This is a genomic window from Collimonas sp. GW821-FHT07E08 (genome assembly GCF_059418905.1).
Genome location: NZ_JBWKQR010000010.1, coordinates 143,608 through 163,159, shown reverse-complemented (window position 1 = coordinate 163,159; position 19,552 = coordinate 143,608). Strand labels below are relative to the sequence as shown.

Here is a 19,552-nt window from a genome sequence, read left to right as displayed (position 1 = left end):
ATGAACAGTAGAGTTGCGCTTACTTGAGTCCGGCCTTCAAGCCAGGCCCTTGATCATGTCGTCATAAGCTGCTTTGTCCATCAGACTGCTCAACTCGGCGGCATCGTCTATTTTCATCTTGAAGAACCAGCCTTCGCCCAGCGGATCTTCGTTGACCTTTTCGGGCGCATCCGCCAGCGCTTCATTGATTTCGACCACCGTGCCGGCAACCGGCATGTTGATTTCACTGGCAGCCTTGACCGATTCGATCACCGCGGCTTCTTCGCCCTTGGCGATCGCGGCGCCGACTTCCGGCAGCTGCACAAAAACTAGGTCGCCCAGATGGTCTTGCGCGTAAGCAGTGATGCCGACCGTCACCAGGCCATCGTCCCCAACACGCAACCACTCGTGTTCAACCGTGTATTTTTCCTGACCCATGCCCATCTCCTTTATAAAAAACCATGATATTCAAATGACTTATCGAATTTTACGACCGAAACGCCCTGCATGATACCGCCAAACCAGTTCGATTCGACAGCGGGGCATGGAGAGGAATCGGCCAGGGAGAGCTAAGGCCTTGATTCTGCGGGAATTATCGGCGGCAGGAGCAAAAGCGCCGGGAAACCGGCTGAAGGCAGCAGCCGGCTAGCGGTAAAACGCGGTGGGCGTGCTGCCGAAATGTTTCTTGAACATGGCGCTGAATGCGCTCTGGCTGCTGTAGCCCTGGTCTTGCGCGGCGGCGGCGACCTTGCCGCCGCGCGCCAGCTGTTCCATGGCTTGCAGCAGCCTCGCTTGCTGGCGCCAATGGCCGAAACGCATGCCGGTCTGGCGCAGGAACAGGCGGTGCAAGGTGCTGGTGGAGATGCCAAGCTGGCCGGCCCAGGTTTCGATTGTTACCTGCTTGCCGGGAGTCGCCATCAGCAGTTCGCACAGGCTGCGCAGGCGCGCCGCCAGCGGCAACGGCAAATAGAGGGGAAGCACGGTTACCGACGCCAGCTCGTGCAGCAGCAGCTGCAGCATGTGCCAGTTGCGTGCGGCGGCGTCATGCGCGGCCGGATTGCCGTGGGCGGCGGCGATCAGTTCGCGCAGCAAGGGCGAAATATCCAGCACACAGCTGCACGCCGGCAAATGCGGCGAAGCGGCGACGTCCAGCAGCAGCGTGCGCAGCTCGACCTCGCCGTGCATGCGCACCTGGTGATCGACGTGCGCCTGCAGCCAGACCGCCCGGCCCGGCGGCACCATCCAGCGCCCGGCTGCCGCATCGACCGTCATCACGCCCTTGGTCGCATACAGCAGCTGGGCGCAGGAATGGCGGTGCAGCGGGATGACGTGGCCATCCGGGTAGTCCGCGGCCGAGGTCACGACCGACGCATCGGCGGCGTTCAGCGCCTGGTAATCTGATCCTGCTGTCATGTCGTCGGCCTGGGGGGGGGTCAGATCACCTTCTCTTCACGCAGCGCGGCAATGTAATCCTTGCCGTAGCCGAGCTGCGCCAGCACTTCTTCGGTATGCTCGCCCAGCAGAGGCGAGCGCGTGACTTCGGTCGGGCTGTCGGACATCTTGATCGGATTGCCCACCGTCAAGTACTTGCCGCGTGTCGGGTGGTCGATTTCGACGATGGTGCCGGTCTGGCGCAGCGATTCGTCTTCGGCGATTTCCTTCATCGACAGGATCGGCCCGCATGGGATGTCGTACTGGTTCAGGATATCCATGGCCTCGAACTTGGTCTTGCTCATGGTCCATTGTTCGATGCGGGCAAAGATCGGCTTCAGGTGCAGCAGGCGTGCCGCCGGCGTGGCGTAAGCCTCGTCGGTGATCCAGCCCTCCTCGCCGATCACCTTGCAGACCGCCGGCCAGACCGCGCCCTGGGTGATGAAATAGATGTAGGCGTTCGGATCGGCTTCCCAGCCCTTGCATTTCAGGATCGAGCCGGGCTGGCCGCCGCCGGAAGCATTGCCGGCGCGCGGCACCGCCGCGCCGAACTTGCTGTCCGGGTATTGCGGGTATTCGTGCATGGTGCCGGTGCGTTCCAGCCGCTGCTGGTCGCGCAGCTTGACGCGGCACAGGTTCAATACCGCATCCTGCATCGGCGCCAGCACTTTCTGGCCGCGGCCCGAAGTGTGGCGCTGGAACAGCGCGCTGACGATCCCCAGCGCCAGGTGCAGGCCGGTGCCGCTGTCGCCGATCTGGGCGCCGGTGACCATCGGCGGACCGTCGTCGAAGCCGGTGGTGGAAGCCGCGCCGCCGGCGCACTGGGCGACGTTTTCATAGACCTTGCAGTCCTCGTATTTGCCAGGACCGAAACCCTTGACCGAAGCCACGATCATGCGCGGATTCAGTTCCTGGATGCGCTCCCAGGTAAATCCCATGCGGTCCAATGCACCCGGTGCAAAATTCTCCACCAGCACGTCGCAATCCTTGATCAGGGTTTCCAGCACTTCCTTGCCCTTGGGGTTCTTGGTGTCCAGCGTGATCGAGCGCTTGTTATGGTTCAGCATCGTGAAATACAGACTGTCGACCCCAGGGATGTCGCGCAGCTGCCCGCGCGTGGCGTCGCCCTCGCCTGCGCGTTCGACCTTGATCACATCGGCGCCGAACCATGCCAGCAGCTGGGTGCAGGTCGGCCCTGACTGGACATGGGTGAAATCGAGAATGCGCACGCCATCCAGTGCTTTGCTCATGAAAATCTCCTGTTTATATTTATATTTTCACCGTGCTTTTACCTGATAGCCGGTTCTGTCACGATCTTAACTGGATTCAGCCGCTTGTGTAGTCAAGGCAGTCAGCCTGGCTTCCAGTTCCGCCAGCCGTTTGCGCAGGGCGCGGTCCTCGGCGAAACGGCTGCTTTCATCGCGGATGACGGCAACGATCGCCGCCACCTTGTTATCCGCCGTGTGCAGCAGCGCCACCGTGAACGCGATCGACAGGGCATGGCCGTCCTTGTGCACCGCCGGCACCCGCAGCACGTCGTTGCCGTAGCGGGTAATGCCGGTATCCATGGTCTTTTGATAACCATCCCAGTGCCGCTGGCGCTGGCGTTCGGGAATGATCAGGTCGAGCGACTGCCCTAGCGCTTCTCCTTGGGTAAAACCGAACATGCGCTCGGCCGCCGGATTCCACAAGGTGATGGCGCCCCTGGCGTCTGAAATAACGATGGCGTCGCCGACTGCTTCCACCAGCTGCCTGAGATCCAGTTCGGTTGACATATTGCTGCTCCTTGTTGAGGCCCGCATGTAAAAACGGCGTCCTGGGCGGACGCCGTCAACCGTCCTGGGGACGACTCATGAGGTAATTACTCGCCTGCTGCCATCCTCAGACTGCCTGTGCTTTATGCAGTTCGGCAATCTGTCCGGCGCTGTAGCCCAGCACGTCCGCCAGCACCTCGTCGGTATGCTCGCCCAGCAGCGGCGAACCTGTGATTTCCGGCGTCAGGTCGGAGAACTTGATCGGACTGCCGACGGTCAGGTATTTGCCGCGTTCCTTGTGGTCGACTTCGGTGATGGTGCCGCTGGCGCGCAGCGACGGATCGTTGGCCAGCTCTTTCATGGTCAGCACCGGTGCGCAAGGAATGTCGAACTTGCGCAGGATGTCGACCGCTTCGAACTTGGTCTTGTCCTTCAGCCATACTTCTATGGTGTCGAAAATTTCGGTGATATGCGGCTGGCGCGCCTTCGGTGTGTTGTAGGCCGGATCTTCTATCCATTCATCCTTGCCGATCGCCTTGCAGATTGGCGCCCAGGCATGGCCCTGGATGGTGAAATAGATATACGCGTTCGGATCGTTTTCCCAGCCCTTGCACTTGAGCACCCAGCCTGGCTGGCCGCCGCCGCCGGCATTGCCGCCGCGCGGCACCACATCGCTGAATGTGCCGTGCGGGTATTGCGGATACTCTTCCAGGTAGCCCAGCTTGTCCAGGCGCTGCTGGTCGCGCAGCTTGACGCGGCACAGGTTCAGCACGCTGTCTTGCATCGACACCGCGACGCGTTGTCCCTTGCCGGTCTTGTCGCGTCCGATCAGTGCGGTCAGGATGCCGATCGCCAGGTGCATGCCGGTGTTGCTGTCGCCCAGGGCGGCGGCGCTGACGGTTGGCGGACCGTCCCAGAAGCCGGTGGTGGAAGCTGCGCCGCCGGCGCACTGGGCGACGTTTTCGTAGACTTTCAAGTCATCGTAATGGTGGCCGTCGCTGAAGCCTTTGACCGAAGCCACGATCATCTTCGGATTCAGTTCGTTGATGCGTTCCCAGGAAAAACCCATGCGGTCCAGCGCGCCCGGTCCGAAATTTTCGACCAGCACGTCGGATTCCTTGATCAGCTTTTCCAGCACCAGCTTGCCTTCAGGCTTTTTGGTGTCGAGCGTGAGCGACCGCTTGTTGCTGTTCAACATGGTGAAGTACAGGGCATCGACGTCAGGGATATCGCGCAGCTGCGAACGGGTCACGTCGCCGGAACCCGGACGTTCGACCTTGATCACATCGGCGCCGAACCATGCCAGCAATTGCGTGCATGCAGGACCGGCCTGCACGTGCGTGAAGTCGATGATGCGGATGCCGTCCAGTGGTTTTGCCTTGCTTGTTTCTTTGCTCATTTCAAATCTCCTGTTCAACTTGATCGAATTTTTTATGGTGGCCAAGCGGCTTATTTGTACATGGTCTGGGCCATGGTTCCCGGGGCGTACACCGCAGGATCGACCCAGATATTGACCACCGCGCAACGCCGCGTCTTGCGCACCGCTTCCCGCGCCCGCTGCAGCGCCCCGGCAATCTGCGCCGGATCGTGCACCTCTTCGCCATGCCCGCCCAGCATCTCCGCAAACTTGCCGTATGGGATGTCGCTCAGCAGGTTGCCCACATTGCCGCGCTCTTCACCGTACTTCGCCAACTGCCCGTAGCGGATCTGGTTCATCGCCGAGTTGTTGCCGATCACCGCGATGTACGGCACGCCAAAACGGTTCGCCGTCTCCATGTCGAACGACGTCATGCTGAACGCGCCGTCGCCGTAGTAGCACATCACTTCCTTCTCCGGATTGGCCAAGCCCGCCGCTATCGCAAAACCGGTACCCACGCCCAAGCTGCCCAAGGCGCCCGGATCCATCCATTGCCCAGGATTGCGCGGACGCACCGCCTGCGCCGAGATCGTCACCACGTCGCCGCCGTCGCCGATATAGATCGTGTCGTCGTTGAGGAACTCGTTGATTTCATACGCCACCCGGTATGGATGGATCGGCGAACTGTTCGACTTGAACAGCGGCATCAGCTTCTCGGTCGCAATCGCTTCCTGCTGCTGCAGCTGCTTCATCCACGAGCGCCGCTTCTCTTGCGCCGTCTTGTTGATGCGCCCGCTCGCCGCCTGCAGCACCGCGCCCAGGATCGTCCCCGGATCGCCCACCAGGCCCAGCGTGATGTCGCGGTTCTTGCCCACCGTACGGTAATCCTGGTCGATCTGGATCACTTTCGCGTTCAGGCCCAGGCGTTTGCCGTAACCCATGCGGAAGTCGAACGGCGTGCCCACGATCAGGATCACGTCGGCCTTGTCGAATCCTTCGCGCCGGGTGCGGTCGAAGTGATGCGGGTCGCCCGGCGGCAGCAGGCCGCGCGAGGCGCCGTTGAAGTACGCCGGGATATCCAGACCGCGCACCAGGTCGATCGCTTCCTTGTGCCCGCGCGAAGACCAGACCTGGCCGCCGTACAGCACCACCGGACGTTCCGCCTGCACCAGGATGTCGGCCAGCTTCTCGATATCGGCCACATCGCCCAGCGATTTCACGGAAGCACGATACTGGCCGGCAGCAGGAATCACCGCCTTGCTGATATCGATCTCGCGGTCCAGCACGTCGCGCGGGATTTCCAGGTAGGCCGGACCAGGAGCGCCGGCAAAGCAGGCGCGGATCGCCATCGACACCATGTCGGCAACCCGTTCCGTGGAACGCACGCCTTCGGAAAACTTGGTGATCGGACGCATCATTTCGGTATGCGGCAAATCTTGCAGCGAACCCATCATGTGCTGCGTGATGCCGCCCTGGCCGCCGATATGCAGCACCGGGCTTTCCGAACGGAACGCCGTCGCAATCCCGGTCACCGCATTGGTGCAGCCCGGACCTGCCGTCGTCACCACCACGCCCAGCTTGCCGGTCTGGCGCGCATAACCGTCGGCAGCGTGCGCGGCAACTTGTTCATGCCGCACATCGATGATGCGGATGCCTTCGTCGATGCAGCCATCGTAGATATCGATGATATGGCCGCCGCACAAGGTAAAGATGGTGTCCACGCCTTCGTTCTTCAGCGCGCGCGCCACCAGGTGCCCGCCAGACACCACGCCGGCTTCCCGGCTCTTGCGCTTGAGCGTATCGTCGGCAGTCGTGCTCGACACGACGCCAGGCGCTACCTTCGATTCGGTTATCACTGCTGCCATTGCTCCTCCTGTTATCGGTTATCTGCCTCGGCAATACCTCTTGCATTGCTTTAGCTTGATGCCATCTTAGCCAGCTCATGGAGAGGACGGCATTGACCTCGGTCAAGTTTTCACGCATCATCTTCGTAGCTGTCGACCATCCCTTAAAACGCTTCCATGACCCTCATAGAAAACCACCCAGAGAAAAACATCATCCGTGTTCAGCTCAGGCAAAATAATGTTTTAAAAGACTTGGACGAGAGCGAAATGCTCGAGTTGGAATCGCATCTGGTCGTAGTCGATGGCGGTAAAGGAGAAATTCTGCTGCACCAGGGCATCCATGAGATGGAGCAATATTTCATCCTGGACGGCATCCTCAAACGCGTGGTGACAAACCAGCAAGCCAAGGAAATGATCCTGCGCTTCGCCGACGAGCGCGACATGGAGACCAGCTACGCCGCGTGGCGCCTGAAAACGCCGACCCCGTACAGCATCGTGTGCGTATCCAAGGCGCGGGTTGCCAAACTGCCATTGCAGCAATGGGCGGCGTTCATGGACAAGCATCCGAAACTCAAGCAAGCTTTTGAATACGAAGTGATGCGCCTGATGAGCGAAATCATGGCGCACACCATCACCTTGCACTTGCTGGATGCGCCAGGCCGCGTGCATCGCTTCTTGCGCAAGCATCCTGACCTGTATGACCGCATGCCGAAAAAAGAACTTGCGACCTACCTGAATATTTCCCCGGAGACCCTGAGCAGGTTGAAACACCAGGGAAAAATCTGAGCAAATCCAGATAAATCCAAGCAACGATGCGGCATCGTGCATACCCTGTGTATACACGATGCCGCCAAAACACTGAATCCAGCCCACGCAGCCCTCAACCCTGGCCGCATCGATCAAATACTGTTGTATTCCTGGCGGATCCTCTTATATTGCAGCGCGAGATATTGACAGATGGCATACCTGTTATTGGATAATGTCATTAGAAAAGTCATTATTCAAAATATATAATGCAAAGCAGCATAAGAGATTCTTACTTTGACAGGAGCACTACCGTGACTACAGCAACCAACAGCTACACCCCGGCAAGCAGCACTGGTTTTTCCGCAAAAGTGGCAGGCATCGCCTATGCTGTAGCCGCGACTCTTCTGGCCGTCGGCCTGCGCGAGTCCCTCGACGCAGCAACTACCGGCGACAAGACAGACGCCACCTACACCTGGGGCTTGTAATTCCCAGCGCCGCGCGCTCACTCCGGTGATGCCTGCAGGTGTAGCAAAAAACAGCCGATCATCGATCGGCTGTTTTATTTTTAGCAGCCGATTCACAGCGCTCGGCAACCTTCCGGAACAGCGCTCCCGCGCCGCAACATAATATAGATATCCGGTCAGGTTATATCATCAGGAAAACCCAGGGCCAAATCAGGAAGATTGAGCCCGATCAATGCGCGGCCCGCGGCATTTTCGTAGACTGATCCGATTGCCAACTACCGGGATCGGATTCCATGCGCGCCATCACCATCACCGCCTTTGGCGGACCAGAGGTCTTGCAGGTCAGCGAGTAGCCTGTGCCTGCCTTCAAGCCCGGCGAACTGCTGATCAAAGTGCAAGCCGCCGGCGTCAATCGTCCTGACGTATTGCAGCGCGCCGGCCACTATCCGGTGCCGCCCGGCGCCTCCGCACTGCCCGGCCTGGAAATCGCGGGAGAAATTGTCGACGGCGATTTCAGCAATACTGCCTGGCGCAAAGGCGACCTGGCGTGCGCGCTGGTCCAGGGCGGCGCCTACGCCGAATACTGCACGGCGCCGGCGGCGCTGTGCCTGCCGGTTCCTGCCGGCTGGAGCGTGCTGGAAGCGGCCTCGCTGCCGGAAACCTTTTTTACCGTATGGAGCAATGTATTTGACCGCTGCCGCCTGGCTCCGGGCGAAACCTTGCTGGTCCAGGGCGGCGCTTCCGGCATCGGCGTCGCTGCGATCCAGATCGCGACCGCGCTGGGGCACCGGGTGTTCGCCACCGCCGGCTCCGACGAAAAATGCCGCGCCTGCGAAGTGCTGGGAGCGGAACGCGGCATCAATTACCGCACGGAAGATTTTGTCGGAGCAGTCAAGACCCTGACCCAAGGCAAAGGCGCGGATGTGATTCTCGACATGGTGGCGGGCGACTATATCCAGCGCGAGCTGAACTGCCTGGCCGACGACGGCAGGCTGGTGTTCATCGCCATGCTTGGCGGCGCCAAGGCAAACGTCCATTTCGGCCAGGTCCTGCTGCGCCGGCTGACGGTGACCGGATCAACCCTGCGGCCCAGGCCGGTAGCGTTCAAGGCCGCCATTGCCAGCCAGCTGCGCACCCAAGTCTGGCCGCTGCTGGAGAGCGGGAAAATCAAGCCGGTGATTTTCCAGACTTTCCCGCTCGAACAGGCTGCGCAGGCCCATGCGCTGATGGAAACCAATGCGCATATCGGCAAGATCATGCTTTCGCTGTGACAGATTGGCCGCAATAGGCAGAAATAGGCAGCCGCGGGACGACGCCAGGCGCCGCCCCGCGCACCAGGATCAAGTCGAACGTTTCACCGCAGCCGCTGCGTGCGGATCGAACGCTGAGGAATAGGCAGGAACTCCCTTGTCGACCCAGCGCTTGCGCATCGGCGCCAGCACGAATTTGGCGACCAGGCCGGCGCCGATGGTAATGATGGAGGCGGCAAGGAATACCCGGTTCCAGGCGCCGCCGGCGGACAACACCGAGGTCAGCGGCACCAGCAAGGCCGCGGTGCCCTTCGCGGTGTAAAGCGTACCCGCATTGCCGGCGGCGAACTTGCTGCCGAAGGTGTCGGCGCAGATCGCCGGGAAGATGGAAAATATCTCGCCCCAGAACAGGAACACCAAGGCCGCAAACAGCATGAAGGCATACGGGTTATGGCCGTATTCCATCAACCCCAGCAAGGCCACGCCTTCACCGATGAAAACGATGAACATGGTGTTTTCACGGCCGATCTTGTCGGATATGAAGCCGCACAGCGGCCGTGTGAAGCCGTTGCAAAGATTATCGATGGACAGCGTCATGGTGAGCAACGGCAAGGTCACGCCCAACAGCGTCATCGGCAGCTTGGCGATGCCGAAATCCTTGGCGATCGGCGCCAGCTGCGCGGTGGCCATCAGGCCGCCGGCGGCGACGGCGACGAACAGCACATAGATCAGCCAGAACACCGGCGTCTTGATCATCTGTCCGGCCGTGTAGTCGATTTTTGTCATGGTGATCTTTTTGGACACCACCACGCCCGCTGGCGGCACCGGCCTCACCATCATCAAGGCCAGCAGGAAAATGCATACGCCCTGCAGGATGCCGAAGAACAGGAACGCCCTTTCGTAGCCGGACGACTGGATCATGTTGGCGATCGGGATCACTGTCACCGCGGCGCCGGCGCCGAAGCCGGCAGCGGTCAGGCCAGCCGCCAGGCCGCGCCGGTCGGGGAACCATTTCAGCGCATTGCCGACGCAGGTGCCGTAGACGCAGCCGGCGCCTATGCCAGAGATGATCGCCGCGGCATACAGTTCGAACAGGTTGGTCGCCATCGAGTTGATCACCCATCCGGCGCCGGCAAACAGCGCGCCCATGGCGATCACCGGGCGCGGGCCGAATTTGTCGACCAGCCAGCCCTCGATCGGCACCAGCCAGGTTTCCGTCACGATGAAAATGGAAAACGATAATTGAATTGCCGCCTGGCCCCAATGATGCTTGGCATCCATGGGATTGACGAACAATGTCCAGGCATATTGCAGATTGGCGACCAAGCCCATGCAGATGATGCCGATAATCAGTTGAATCCAACGATTAGGAGCTCGCTTGGCGTTACTGGTGTCCATGTATCTTGTCTCCTGATGATTTTAGGATGCTTATTTATTATGGGTGCGCGTTATTGAATACATATCATTCTGGTGCTACCGCAAATATCCCTGTGGCGGCAATATACGGAACTTGCGCCATGATTCATTTTGCGAGAATTTCCTGGCTTAATCCTTGACGACGGTTAAGATTGCCCACTTTGCCGCCGTGCCGGACCAGCCATGCGCCGCGCTTCAGGCGACGCGCTGCAGCTGCACCTGGCCGCGCTCTTCCTCGAAGGTCTTGGCCAGCAGTTTCACCAAGGCGTAGACCGTATCGAGATGCGGCGTCGGCGTCTGCGTCAGGCGCGCCAGTTCGATCACCGAACCTACCAGTGCATCGATTTCCAGCGCGCGCCCTGCTTCCACATCTTTCAGCATCGAAGTTTTATGCTTGCCGATTTTTTCGGCGCCGGCGATCCGCTTGTCGAGCGGTACGCGGAAGGTGATCCCGAGCTTGTGGGCGATGGCCTGGGCCTCGGTCATCAGCGCAGCGGCCAGCGCGCGCGACAAGGGAAACTGGCAGATGTCGACCAGCGTCGAATGGGTCAGCGCGCTGATCGGATTGAAACTCAGGTTGCCCCACAGCTTGAGCCAGATTTCAGAACGGATGTCGTCCAGCACCGGCGCCTTGAAGCCAGCGTTCACGAAGCATTCCGAAATGCGCGTCACGCGTTCGCTGTGGGAACCGTCCAGCTCTCCCAAGGGAAAACGTTCGCCTTCAAAATGGCGCACCACGCCCGGCGCTACCAGCTCGGAGGCCGGATACACCACGCAGCCGATTACCCGCGATGCCGGGATTTTTTCGCTGATCTCGCCGGTCGGGTCGACCGTTTTCAGAATGCTGCCTTCCAGCGCGCCGCCATGCTTGTGGAAGTACCAATAAGGAATGCCGTTCTGCATGGTGACGATCGCCGTCTCCGGCCCCAGCAAGTGATGCAGCTGGTCGGCGATGCTTTCCAGCTGGTGCGCCTTCAGCGCCAGGATCACCAGGTCCTGGCGCCCGGCCAGCCGGTAGTTGTCGGTGGCCTTGGCCCGGGCGATGTGTTCCGAGCCATCCTCCAGGATCAGCTTCATGCCGTTGCGGCTGATGGCGTCGAGGTTGGCGCCGCGCACGATAAACGTGACGTCTTCGCCGGCCAGCGACAGCTTGGCACCGACATAGCCGCCAATGGCGCCGGCTCCTACAATTGCGATTTTCATGATTGCTCCGTGCTAGTAATAAAAAACCTGGAGGCCCTGCTGCTGCAGCAGCTTGCGCCTACTCAAAACGGTTGCTGAGCTTGCCGATGCCTTCGATCTCGATTTCCACCGTGCTGCCCGGCTTCATCGAGCCGACCCCGACCGAGGTGCCGCACAAGATGATGTCGCCGGGATAAAGCGTCATGTCCTGGGAAATCAGGCTTACCAGCTGCGCTGCTGAAAACAGCATGTCGCTGACCGGGTAATCCTGCCGCACTTCGCCGTTCAAGATGGTCCTGACTGTCAGCGTTTCCGGATCCAGCCCGCTCGCCACCACCGGCCCGAACGGGCAGAACGTGTCGCAGCCCTTGGCGCGCACCCACTGTGCAAACGACGGGTCGCGGTTCAGGATGTCGGCTACCGTGACGTCGTTGGCGCAGGTATAGCCAAAGATGTATTTGCCGGCCTCGGCTTCCGCAACCCGGCTGGCGCTCTTGCCGATCACGATGCCCAGCTCGCCCTCGAACACCACCTTGCCGCCGGCGGCCGGCTGGCGGATGGTTTCCTGCGGATCCAGGTAAGAATTCGGCGACTTGATCAGGTAAAGCGGTTCAGCCGGCCGCGCCAGGTTCAGTTTGGCGCCGAGCGCGCCGAAGTTGTTCCACAGCGCCAGGATCTTGCTGGGCTGGGTCGGCATCAGCACCTTCACCTCGGCCAGGTCGACAAACAAGCCGGACGGCTTCGGTGCGGCGAACATGGCGCCTTCCCATATCTGGACCCGCTTGCCTTCCAGGGTGCCGAAGCGGATCGTGTTTTGGTATGTAAACCGTAACCAGCGCTGTATCATTTTCAATCTTCCCCGACCTGTTAAGAATTTGACGGCATCGCCCAGGACCGCAGCCAGGCCATGCAAATATTTGGCGCACACCTGCCCTGTCGCATCCGGTTGCGGATGCGGGCAAGCTGCTGCTATATGGATAAAATGGCGCGAGAGAATGACGCGAGAACCGGAGCGCTGATGCGGACTGCCTTATCCGCCCAGGTTCTTGAGGGGATCACCCGCAAGAACCTCCGGACAAGATCCGATGATGGTCAGACCAGGCGGTCAGGAACGCGGCCTAGCGCTTTCAGTTCTGCTTCTTTCACTTCGTGTTCCGGAATCGATTCATCCATGATCGCCTTTCGCATCGGTTTCAATACAAACCACGCCAGCAAGGCAGCTACCGCATTCATCACGCTGCTGACGACAAACACCGCTTCCCAGCTGCCGGTGGCGGCCGTCAGCATGCTGGAAAATGGCACCAGCAAGGCCGCGGTGCCTTTGGCGGTGTACAAGAGACCGGCGTTGGCTGCCGCATACTTGCTGCCGAACGTGTCGGCGCAGGTGGACGGAAACAGGCTGTAGATTTCGCCCCAGGCAAAAAACACCAGGCCGGTCAGGATCACGAACAGCAGCGGGTCGGCGCCGAATTTATACAGCATCAGGATGCCGAACGATTCCAGCGCAAAGCAGATGAACATGGTCTGTTCGCGTCCGATCTGGTCCGACACCCAGCCGAAGAACGGCCGCGTCAATCCGTTCAGGACGCGGTCGATCGCCAGTGCAAAAGTCAGCGCAGGCAAGACCAGGCCCATGATGTTGACCGGCACGTCCATGACCTTGAAATCCTTGGCGATCGGCCCCAGCTGCGCCGTCGCCATCAGGCCGCCGGCGGCGACCGTGACGAACATCAGGTACATGATCCAGAACACTGGCTGCCGCAGCACTTCGCTCGGCCGGTAGTCGCGCCGGCCCTGCTGCACCTTGATCTTCAAGGCCGCGCTGCCCTTCTTCAGGTAGCTCGGCGCGGCCTTCAGTCCCAGCGCGATCAGGAACACGATCACGCCTTGGCCGATGCCGAAGTAGAAGAATGCGGCTTCATAACCGCTGCTCTTGATCATGGCCGAAATCGGGATGATGGTGATCGCCGAACCGGCGCCGAAGCCGGCCGCGGTAAGCCCCGCCGCCAGCCCTCGCCGGTCCGGAAACCATTTCAGCGCATTGCCGACGCAGGTGCCGTACACGGCGCCGGCGCCGACGCCGCTGATGGCGGCCGCGATGTACAGCATCGGCAAGGAAGACGCGAAGGAATTCAATACCCAGCCCAGGCCGCACAGGATGCCGCCCACCAGCACCACCGGGCGCGGGCCCAGCTTGTCGACCAGGTAGCCTTCGATAGGCACCAGCCAGGTCTCGGTCAGCACGAACACGGTAAAGGCTATCTGGATCGCGGCCTTGCTCCAGCCGTATTTTTCAGAAATAGGATTGACAAACAAGGTCCAACCGTACTGCAGGTTGGCAATCATGGCCATGCAGATGATCCCCATCACAAGCTGCCACCATCGATGGGAATTCGATACCTTGCCCCCCAGGGCACTGTCTTGATTCATGTCTCCGTCTCCAAATTATGGTTGGTTTTCTACGTCGCCATGAACACCGCATTGTGCCTAGCATTGCGCATGGGCGACCAAGAGTTCTATGTCTGCCATGCATCCCTTATCCGTCCGCGTCGCCGTCTTTTGCAGCAATCGCGGAAAATGCATGGTCGCACTGATTGTGCGAGGACTTGTGCCGGCGATCCTTGACTGCGGTCAAGATTAGTAGTTTTCTGTCCCTAAAAAATACCGGGCCAGCCGGGAACAAGTCGAATTCATTAATTCACATGCAACCTGGCGCTTGCGGCTGCGGTTGCAGCCCTGCGCTTGTATCGAAAACCGTGCTGCTTCAGACGCCGACTTCGGCCCGCTGCACTTCCGCCCAGTTGACGCTGAAGCCCGGCTGGCTGCCGGAGGCCTTGATGTTTTCCAGGCATTGCGCCCTGGCGCATTCGATCGCCTTGATCAGGAAATCGGCGTCGTAGGCATTCAGCAAATGGCGCTGGTGGGTTTCGATATAGGTGCAGATCACGTTCTTTTCGCCGGCGCCTGCCAGCAGCGAACGGTAGGTATCGTAATCCCAGTGCCAGCTCAAGCCCAGCTCGTGGAAAGCGGCGTTATAGGCATACAGCGATGTTTCTTCGGCAGGGTCAAAAAAGGTACGCTCGATGGTGATGCTGGCCATGATTCATTTCCTCCTAAATACACGTTTCAGTGATTGGAATTGCCTGATGAATTCATCTGCATTTATCTCCAGACTTGAAGCCATGGTAGGGAAAATAAATCATTAGTCATAGTTAAAGTTTTTGTGCATAATCATTAGCATATACTTATAATACAAAAGGAGGCCGGAATGAAGAACGCTACGCTGCGGCAGCTGAAAACCTTCGAGACCGTGGCGCGCCATCTCAGCTACTCGCGGGCGGCTGAAGAATTGCACCTGACGCAGCCAGCTGTGTCGCTGCAGGTCAAGCAGCTTGAGGAGCATGCAGGCTTGCCCTTGTTCGAGCAGCTGGGAAAGAAGATCTACCTGACCGCCGCGGGCGTGGAAATGCTGCGGCACGGGCGCATGATCATCCAGCAGTTTCGTGAAGCCGAAGACGCCATGGCGCAACTGAAAGGCGTGTCCGGCGGCAGGCTGAATGTCGCCGTGATCAGCGCCGGCGATTATTTTTTCCCGCGCCTGCTGGCAGAGTTCCAGCGCCGCCATGAAAACGTCAGCCTCAAGCTGACCGTGCATAACCGCGAGGAGCTGCTGCGCAACCTGCAGGATAACCAGACCGACCTGGCGATCATGGTCAGGCCGCCGGAAGACCCCGGCATGGTACGGCGCGCATTCGCGCCCCACCCTTACGTCATCGTGGCCTCGCCCCAGCATCCGCTGGCAGGCAAGAAACGGATTCCGATGGCGCGCCTGATGCGCGAACCGTTCATCGTGCGCGAAAGAGGCTCGGATACCTGGAATTCCATGCAGGAGAGTTTTGGCGACCACCTGGCGCAGCTCAATGTGGCCATGGAGATCAAGAGTTTCGAAACCATCAAGCAGGCAGTGATCGCCGGCATGGGCGTCAGTTTCCTGTCGGTCCACACCATCGGCCTGGAACTGCAGGTCGGCAACCTGGTGGTGCTCGATGTCCAGGGTTTTCCGGCGATGCTGAACTGGTACGTGGTGCACCGCCAGCACAAGCAGCTGCCGCCGGTGGCGATAGCTTTCGAGAACTTTCTGATGAGCGACGGCGCTCAGCTGATTGAAACGTTTACCCGTTTCAAATTGAAGCCCTAGGGACAGGCTCCTAGGCCGCCTTCAATTCTTTTGTTTTCCTTGGCCGTCCGCCCAGCTTGCCGTTTTCGCGTGCGGCCCTGGCTTTCGCCTCGGTGGATATCTTGCCGCCCATTTTGCCGATCTCGGACGCCATCCAGCGTTTCGACCCGAGAAAACCTTCCAGCAGCGCCGGCAGGTACAAGTCGGCATCCAGGCGCGGAAAATGAATCCCCAGGCCGGAAGGCGTAATTTCGGCGTCGGCAAGCTCGGCCTGGTGCGCATGCTCCAGGCCTTGCACGTGCTTGGGAGAAAATGCCAGCTCCAGGCCGGAGGCAAGCACAATGACGATGCGCGCTACGCGGCGGTCATAACGCACCTCCACCGCGGCGGGGAATGTTTTCCTGGCAGCGGCGGCGCGCTGGTTGGCCGCTTCAAAAACCTTATCGGTAATGTCCATGTATCTGACTCCACTTGTCGCAAAGAGCAGCCAGGCAGGCGTTAAGCCCGCTCGCAATTTTGTTCAGCTCTCTCTGGGGAAACGCATAATTCTCTCGCAATTCGGCTGGTCCATCCGGGCAATGCAGGTTAAACACTGCCTCGCATCCGCGCCCGATAACATGAACGTGGGCTGGGCGATGATCGTTTGGATAAATCGTTACACGCAGTCCGGAAATTGCCAGTACAGTGGGCATTATAGCAAAAACCCAAGCGTGCTGGGTTATTTTTATTTGTCAGAAATTTAACTTTACTCCAAGTTTGCATAAGGAAAATCAAAAATCGCAGGCGCCTGTCAGAGCACCGCCGCGCGATGGCTGCGCAGGGTCTCCAGCACAATGTCCATCAGGTCCGCGCCGTCGTGCTGGTCCACATGCTGCAGCAGGGAATGCCGCATGCGCGGCTCCCAGAAGCGCTTGATGTGGCTGGCGATGTCGCTTTGCGCCTGCTCCCTGTCTGGCATGGTTTCAAAGAAACTGCCGATCTGGTTCGCCATTTTTATAAGATTGTCCGGATTCATTTTTTTTCCCCTTGCTGGATTGCTTCATTTGCTTACCGCATCCGCCAGCTGACCAGCCTCGCCCGCCAGCAGCCCCAGTTGTTCGCGGTTGAAGCGGCTGTATTGCTGCTGCCATTCGGACGGCTGCGCCACCGGCATTACCTGGACCGCCGTGACCTTGTACTCCGGACAATTGGTAGCCCAGTCGGAATTGTCGGTAGTGATGACATTCGCACCCGATTCCGGAAAGTGGAAGGTGGTGTACACCACGCCAGGCTGCACCCGCTCCGTCACCGTAGCCCGCAATACCGTCTGCCCGGCGCGCGACTCGATGCCGACCCAATCGTCATCCTTGATGCCGCGATCCTCGGCGTCGTGCGGATGGATCTCCAGCCGGTCCTCGCTGTGCCATTCGACATTCTCGGTGCGCCGGGTCTGGGCGCCGACGTTGTATTGCGACAGGATGCGTCCGGTGGTCAGGATCAGCGGATATTTTTGCGTGACTTTTTCGTCGGTGGCGATGTATTGGGTATTGATGAACTTGCCCTTGCCGCGTACGAACTCGTCGATGTGCATGATCGGCGTGCCATCCGGCGCGGCGTCATTGCATGGCCACTGGATGCTGCCCAGTTTTTCCAGCTTGGCGTAGCTGACGCCATGGAAGGTCGGCGTCAGCGCCGCGATTTCGTCCATGATTTCGGATGGGTGCTTGTACGGCATGTCATATCCCAGCGCCTTGGCCAGGGCGATCGTGACTTCCCAGTCCGACAAGCCGGCTTTGGCCGGCATCACCTTGCGCACGCGCGAAATGCGCCGTTCGGCATTGGTGAACGTGCCGTCCTTTTCCAGGAACGACGATCCCGGCAGGAAGACATGCGCATACTTGGCTGTCTCGTTGAGGAAAATGTCCTGCACCACGATGCATTCCATGTTCGACAGCGCCGCCGTCACATGCTGGGTGTTCGGATCGGACTGCACGATATCCTCGCCTTCGCAGTACAGGCCCATGAAACTGCCGTCCATGGCGGCGTCGAACATGTTCGGGATGCGCAAACCAGGCTCAGGGCTCAGCGTGACGCCCCAGGCTTGTTCGAATTCGCTGCGGGCAATGCTGTCCGAGATATGGCGGTAGCCTGGCAATTCATGCGGGAAGGAACCCATGTCGCAAGCGCCCTGCACATTGTTCTGGCCGCGCAGCGGATTGACGCCGACGCCTTCGCGGCCGACGTTGCCGGTGACCATGGCCAGGTTGGCGATGCCGATCACGGTAGTCGAACCCTGTGCATGCTCGGTGACGCCCAGGCCGTAGTAGATCGCGCCGTTGCCGGCAGTGGCAAACAGGCGCGCGGCGCCGCGCATCTCTGCGGCCGGTATGCCGGTGACGGCTTCCATCGCTTCCGGCGAATTGTCCGGGCGCAGCACGAAGGCCTTCCAGTCGGCATACGATTGCCGGTCGCAGCGCTCGGCGATGAAATCGGCTTGTTCCAAGCCTTCCGAAAGGATCACATGGGCCAAGGCTGTGACTACCGCGACATTGGTGCCGGGCCGCAGCTTCAGGTGGTAGTCGGCCTGTACGTGCGGCGACTTCACCATTTCAGTGGTGCGCGGATCGACCACGATCAGCTTGGCGCCCTGGCGCAGGCGACGTTTCATTTGCGAAGCAAACACCGGATGGCCGGAAGCCGGATTGGCGCCGATGATCATGATCACATCCGATTGCATGACCGAATCGAAAGTCTGGGTGCCGGCCGATTCGCCCAGCGTTTGCTTCAAGCCGTAGCCGGTCGGCGAATGGCAGACGCGGGCGCAGGTATCGACGTTGTTGTTGCCGAAAGCAGCGCGCACCAGCTTTTGCACCAGGTAGGTTTCTTCATTGGTGCAACGGGAGGAAGTGATGCCGCCTATCGCATCCTTGCCATGCTTGGCCTGGATCCGGCGGAATTCGCTGGCGGCATACGCCAGCGCTTCGTCCCACGACACTTCGCGCCACGGATCGGTGATCTTGCTGCGTATCATCGGCTTGGTGATGCGGTCCTTGTGGGTCGCGTAACCCCAGGCAAAACGCCCCTTGACGCAAGAATGGCCGTGGTTGGCCTGGCCGTCCTTGTGCGGCACCATGCGCACCACTTCGTTGCCCTTCATCTCGGCCTTGAACGAGCAGCCGACGCCGCAATAGGCGCAAGTGGTGATCTTGCTGTGCTCGGCCTGGCCCATCATGATCACGGTCTTTTCGGTCAGGGTCGCGGTCGGGCAAGCCTGCACGCAGGCGCCGCAGGACACGCATTCCGAATCCATGAAATCTTGCATCTGGCCGGCCGAGACGCGCGATTCGAAACCGCGGCCATCGATCGTCAGCGCGAACGTACCCTGGGTTTCTTCGCAGGCGCGCACGCAGCGGTTGCAGACGATGCATTTGGATGGATCGTAGGTGAAGTAAGGATTCGACTCATCCTTTTTCATCTTCAGGTGATTGTCGCCTTCATAACCGTAGCGGACTTCGCGCAAGCCGGTCACGCCTGCCATGTCTTGCAGCTCGCAATTGCCGTTGGTGGGGCAAGTCAGGCAATCGAGCGGATGGTCGGAGATGTACAGTTCCATCACGCCGCGCCGGATATCGGCCAGCTTGGGTGTCTGGGTCCTGACCTTCATGCCCGGCTCGCACGGCGTGGTGCAAGACGCCGGATAACCTCTGCGTCCCTCTATTTCGACCAGGCACAGGCGGCAGGAACCGAACGGCTCCAGGCTGTCGGTCGCGCACAGCTTGGGCACGCTGATACCGGCATCCATGGCAGCGCGCATCACCGACGTGCCCGCCGGCACATCGACATTGACGCCGTCTATCTCCAGAGTGATCATCCGTTCCGACAGCCGCGCCGGCGTGCCGTAGTCTATTTCATTGAGCTGGTTCATTCTCTGTTTCTCCTGTTTTCCGCTGCATCCAGGTGTACGACCTGGAC

Annotated in this window: 18 protein-coding genes and 1 pseudogene; 4 read left to right on the top strand and 15 right to left on the bottom strand. The window is 60.0% G+C overall.

Annotation, left to right across the window (positions count from 1 at the left end; all coding sequences use genetic code 11):
• Nucleotides 1-36 precede the first annotated feature (36 nt).
• The 6 genes from gcvH to AC07RZ_RS14815 form a co-directional block, all read right to left on the bottom strand.
• Nucleotides 37-417, bottom strand: a complete 381-nt coding sequence (gcvH, locus tag AC07RZ_RS14840; RefSeq protein ID WP_494668476.1) for a glycine cleavage system protein GcvH — start codon at nt 415-417, stop codon at nt 37-39.
• Nucleotides 418-624: 207 nt separating this feature from the next.
• Nucleotides 625-1,392, bottom strand: coding sequence for an AraC family transcriptional regulator (locus AC07RZ_RS14835; RefSeq protein ID WP_494668475.1), 768 nt, complete (start codon nt 1,390-1,392; stop codon nt 625-627).
• Between the two features lie 20 nt (nt 1,393-1,412).
• Nucleotides 1,413-2,660 (bottom strand): formyl-CoA transferase, encoded by a 1,248-nt coding sequence (frc, locus tag AC07RZ_RS14830; RefSeq protein WP_494668474.1) that lies wholly within the window; start codon nt 2,658-2,660, stop codon nt 1,413-1,415.
• Nucleotides 2,661-2,726: 66 nt separating this feature from the next.
• Nucleotides 2,727-3,185: a PAS domain-containing protein gene (locus AC07RZ_RS14825; RefSeq protein ID WP_494668473.1), complete on the bottom strand. Its 459-nt coding sequence runs from the start codon at nt 3,183-3,185 to the stop codon at nt 2,727-2,729.
• Between the two features lie 106 nt (nt 3,186-3,291).
• Entirely contained in the window at nt 3,292-4,563 is a 1,272-nt protein-coding gene (frc, locus tag AC07RZ_RS14820) for a formyl-CoA transferase (protein WP_092392565.1), read from the bottom strand.
• Nucleotides 4,564-4,613: 50 nt separating this feature from the next.
• Nucleotides 4,614-6,386 carry a thiamine pyrophosphate-binding protein gene (locus AC07RZ_RS14815; protein WP_494668472.1) on the bottom strand — a complete coding sequence of 591 codons (1,773 nt, stop codon included), beginning with the start codon at nt 6,384-6,386 and terminating at the stop codon, nt 4,614-4,616.
• A 156-nt stretch (nt 6,387-6,542) separates the two neighbouring features.
• Here AC07RZ_RS14815 and AC07RZ_RS14810 point away from each other — a divergent pair, with 156 nt between their 5' ends.
• From AC07RZ_RS14810 to AC07RZ_RS14800, 3 genes and pseudogenes are all read left to right on the top strand, one after another.
• Nucleotides 6,543-7,151 carry a Crp/Fnr family transcriptional regulator gene (locus AC07RZ_RS14810; RefSeq protein WP_144742770.1) on the top strand — a complete coding sequence of 203 codons (609 nt, stop codon included), beginning with the start codon at nt 6,543-6,545 and terminating at the stop codon, nt 7,149-7,151.
• A 272-nt stretch (nt 7,152-7,423) separates the two neighbouring features.
• The gene (locus tag AC07RZ_RS14805; RefSeq protein WP_186450685.1) at nt 7,424-7,597 is read left to right on the top strand and encodes a hypothetical protein; all 174 of its coding nucleotides are present in this window, start codon (nt 7,424-7,426) and stop codon (nt 7,595-7,597) included.
• 272 nt (nt 7,598-7,869) lie between these two features.
• A pseudogene (locus AC07RZ_RS14800) lies at nt 7,870-8,847 on the top strand (NAD(P)H-quinone oxidoreductase).
• 69 nt (nt 8,848-8,916) lie between these two features.
• On the opposite strand, the gene oxlT (AC07RZ_RS14795) reads toward AC07RZ_RS14800, so the two are convergent.
• From oxlT (AC07RZ_RS14795) to AC07RZ_RS14775, 5 genes are all read right to left on the bottom strand, one after another.
• Complete coding sequence (gene oxlT, locus AC07RZ_RS14795; RefSeq protein WP_494668471.1) at nt 8,917-10,224, bottom strand: oxalate/formate MFS antiporter; 1,308 nt, start codon at nt 10,222-10,224, stop codon at nt 8,917-8,919.
• A gap of 213 nt (nt 10,225-10,437) precedes the next feature.
• Nucleotides 10,438-11,445 (bottom strand): 2-dehydropantoate 2-reductase, encoded by a 1,008-nt coding sequence (locus tag AC07RZ_RS14790; RefSeq protein ID WP_494668470.1) that lies wholly within the window; start codon nt 11,443-11,445, stop codon nt 10,438-10,440.
• Between the two features lie 58 nt (nt 11,446-11,503).
• The gene (locus tag AC07RZ_RS14785) at nt 11,504-12,271 is read right to left on the bottom strand and encodes a fumarylacetoacetate hydrolase family protein (protein ID WP_494668469.1); all 768 of its coding nucleotides are present in this window, start codon (nt 12,269-12,271) and stop codon (nt 11,504-11,506) included.
• A 245-nt stretch (nt 12,272-12,516) separates the two neighbouring features.
• Nucleotides 12,517-13,854: an oxalate/formate MFS antiporter gene (gene oxlT, locus AC07RZ_RS14780; RefSeq protein ID WP_494668468.1), complete on the bottom strand. Its 1,338-nt coding sequence runs from the start codon at nt 13,852-13,854 to the stop codon at nt 12,517-12,519.
• A gap of 334 nt (nt 13,855-14,188) precedes the next feature.
• Nucleotides 14,189-14,524: an HAD family hydrolase gene (locus AC07RZ_RS14775; RefSeq protein WP_494668467.1), complete on the bottom strand. Its 336-nt coding sequence runs from the start codon at nt 14,522-14,524 to the stop codon at nt 14,189-14,191.
• Nucleotides 14,525-14,692: 168 nt separating this feature from the next.
• On the opposite strand from AC07RZ_RS14775, the gene AC07RZ_RS14770 reads away from it, so the two are divergent.
• Entirely contained in the window at nt 14,693-15,622 is a 930-nt protein-coding gene (locus tag AC07RZ_RS14770) for a LysR family transcriptional regulator (RefSeq protein ID WP_494668466.1), read from the top strand.
• Nucleotides 15,623-15,632: 10 nt separating this feature from the next.
• On the opposite strand, the gene AC07RZ_RS14765 is transcribed toward AC07RZ_RS14770, so the two are convergent.
• The 4 genes from AC07RZ_RS14765 to fdhF all read right to left on the bottom strand — a co-directional run bounded on the left by AC07RZ_RS14765 (nt 15,633) and on the right by fdhF (nt 19,505).
• Nucleotides 15,633-16,058, bottom strand: a complete 426-nt coding sequence (locus AC07RZ_RS14765) for a DUF2442 domain-containing protein (RefSeq protein ID WP_144742762.1) — start codon at nt 16,056-16,058, stop codon at nt 15,633-15,635.
• Nucleotides 16,042-16,293 (bottom strand): DUF4160 domain-containing protein, encoded by a 252-nt coding sequence (locus tag AC07RZ_RS14760; RefSeq protein WP_494668465.1) that lies wholly within the window; start codon nt 16,291-16,293, stop codon nt 16,042-16,044. The genes AC07RZ_RS14765 and AC07RZ_RS14760 overlap by 17 nt, the downstream gene beginning before the upstream one ends.
• A 98-nt stretch (nt 16,294-16,391) precedes the next feature.
• Nucleotides 16,392-16,616, bottom strand: coding sequence for a formate dehydrogenase subunit delta (locus AC07RZ_RS14755; protein WP_494668464.1), 225 nt, complete (start codon nt 16,614-16,616; stop codon nt 16,392-16,394).
• 24 nt (nt 16,617-16,640) lie between these two features.
• The gene (fdhF, locus tag AC07RZ_RS14750; protein WP_494668463.1) at nt 16,641-19,505 is read right to left on the bottom strand and encodes a formate dehydrogenase subunit alpha; all 2,865 of its coding nucleotides are present in this window, start codon (nt 19,503-19,505) and stop codon (nt 16,641-16,643) included.
• Nucleotides 19,506-19,552 lie beyond the last annotated feature (47 nt).

What these genes read in the sequence shown, in the direction of transcription:
- oxlT (WP_494668471.1), bottom strand. Translation starts at nt 10,224, where the DNA reads ATGGACACCAGTAACGCCAAGCGAGCTCCTAATCGTTGGATTCAACTG.
- frc (WP_092392565.1), bottom strand. Translation starts at nt 4,563, where the DNA reads ATGAGCAAAGAAACAAGCAAGGCAAAACCACTGGACGGCATCCGCATC.
- AC07RZ_RS14790 (WP_494668470.1), bottom strand. Translation starts at nt 11,445, where the DNA reads ATGAAAATCGCAATTGTAGGAGCCGGCGCCATTGGCGGCTATGTCGGT.
- AC07RZ_RS14825 (WP_494668473.1), bottom strand. Translation starts at nt 3,185, where the DNA reads ATGTCAACCGAACTGGATCTCAGGCAGCTGGTGGAAGCAGTCGGCGAC.
- AC07RZ_RS14775 (WP_494668467.1), bottom strand. Translation starts at nt 14,524, where the DNA reads ATGGCCAGCATCACCATCGAGCGTACCTTTTTTGACCCTGCCGAAGAA.
- frc (WP_494668474.1), bottom strand. Translation starts at nt 2,660, where the DNA reads ATGAGCAAAGCACTGGATGGCGTGCGCATTCTCGATTTCACCCATGTC.
- gcvH (WP_494668476.1), bottom strand. Translation starts at nt 417, where the DNA reads ATGGGTCAGGAAAAATACACGGTTGAACACGAGTGGTTGCGTGTTGGG.
- oxlT (WP_494668468.1), bottom strand. Translation starts at nt 13,854, where the DNA reads ATGAATCAAGACAGTGCCCTGGGGGGCAAGGTATCGAATTCCCATCGA.
- fdhF (WP_494668463.1), bottom strand. Translation starts at nt 19,505, where the DNA reads ATGAACCAGCTCAATGAAATAGACTACGGCACGCCGGCGCGGCTGTCG.
- AC07RZ_RS14755 (WP_494668464.1), bottom strand. Translation starts at nt 16,616, where the DNA reads ATGAATCCGGACAATCTTATAAAAATGGCGAACCAGATCGGCAGTTTC.
- AC07RZ_RS14760 (WP_494668465.1), bottom strand. Translation starts at nt 16,293, where the DNA reads ATGCCCACTGTACTGGCAATTTCCGGACTGCGTGTAACGATTTATCCA.
- AC07RZ_RS14815 (WP_494668472.1), bottom strand. Translation starts at nt 6,386, where the DNA reads ATGGCAGCAGTGATAACCGAATCGAAGGTAGCGCCTGGCGTCGTGTCG.
- AC07RZ_RS14770 (WP_494668466.1), top strand. Translation starts at nt 14,693, where the DNA reads ATGAAGAACGCTACGCTGCGGCAGCTGAAAACCTTCGAGACCGTGGCG.
- AC07RZ_RS14785 (WP_494668469.1), bottom strand. Translation starts at nt 12,271, where the DNA reads ATGATACAGCGCTGGTTACGGTTTACATACCAAAACACGATCCGCTTC.
- AC07RZ_RS14810 (WP_144742770.1), top strand. Translation starts at nt 6,543, where the DNA reads ATGACCCTCATAGAAAACCACCCAGAGAAAAACATCATCCGTGTTCAG.
- AC07RZ_RS14835 (WP_494668475.1), bottom strand. Translation starts at nt 1,392, where the DNA reads ATGACAGCAGGATCAGATTACCAGGCGCTGAACGCCGCCGATGCGTCG.
- AC07RZ_RS14765 (WP_144742762.1), bottom strand. Translation starts at nt 16,058, where the DNA reads ATGGACATTACCGATAAGGTTTTTGAAGCGGCCAACCAGCGCGCCGCC.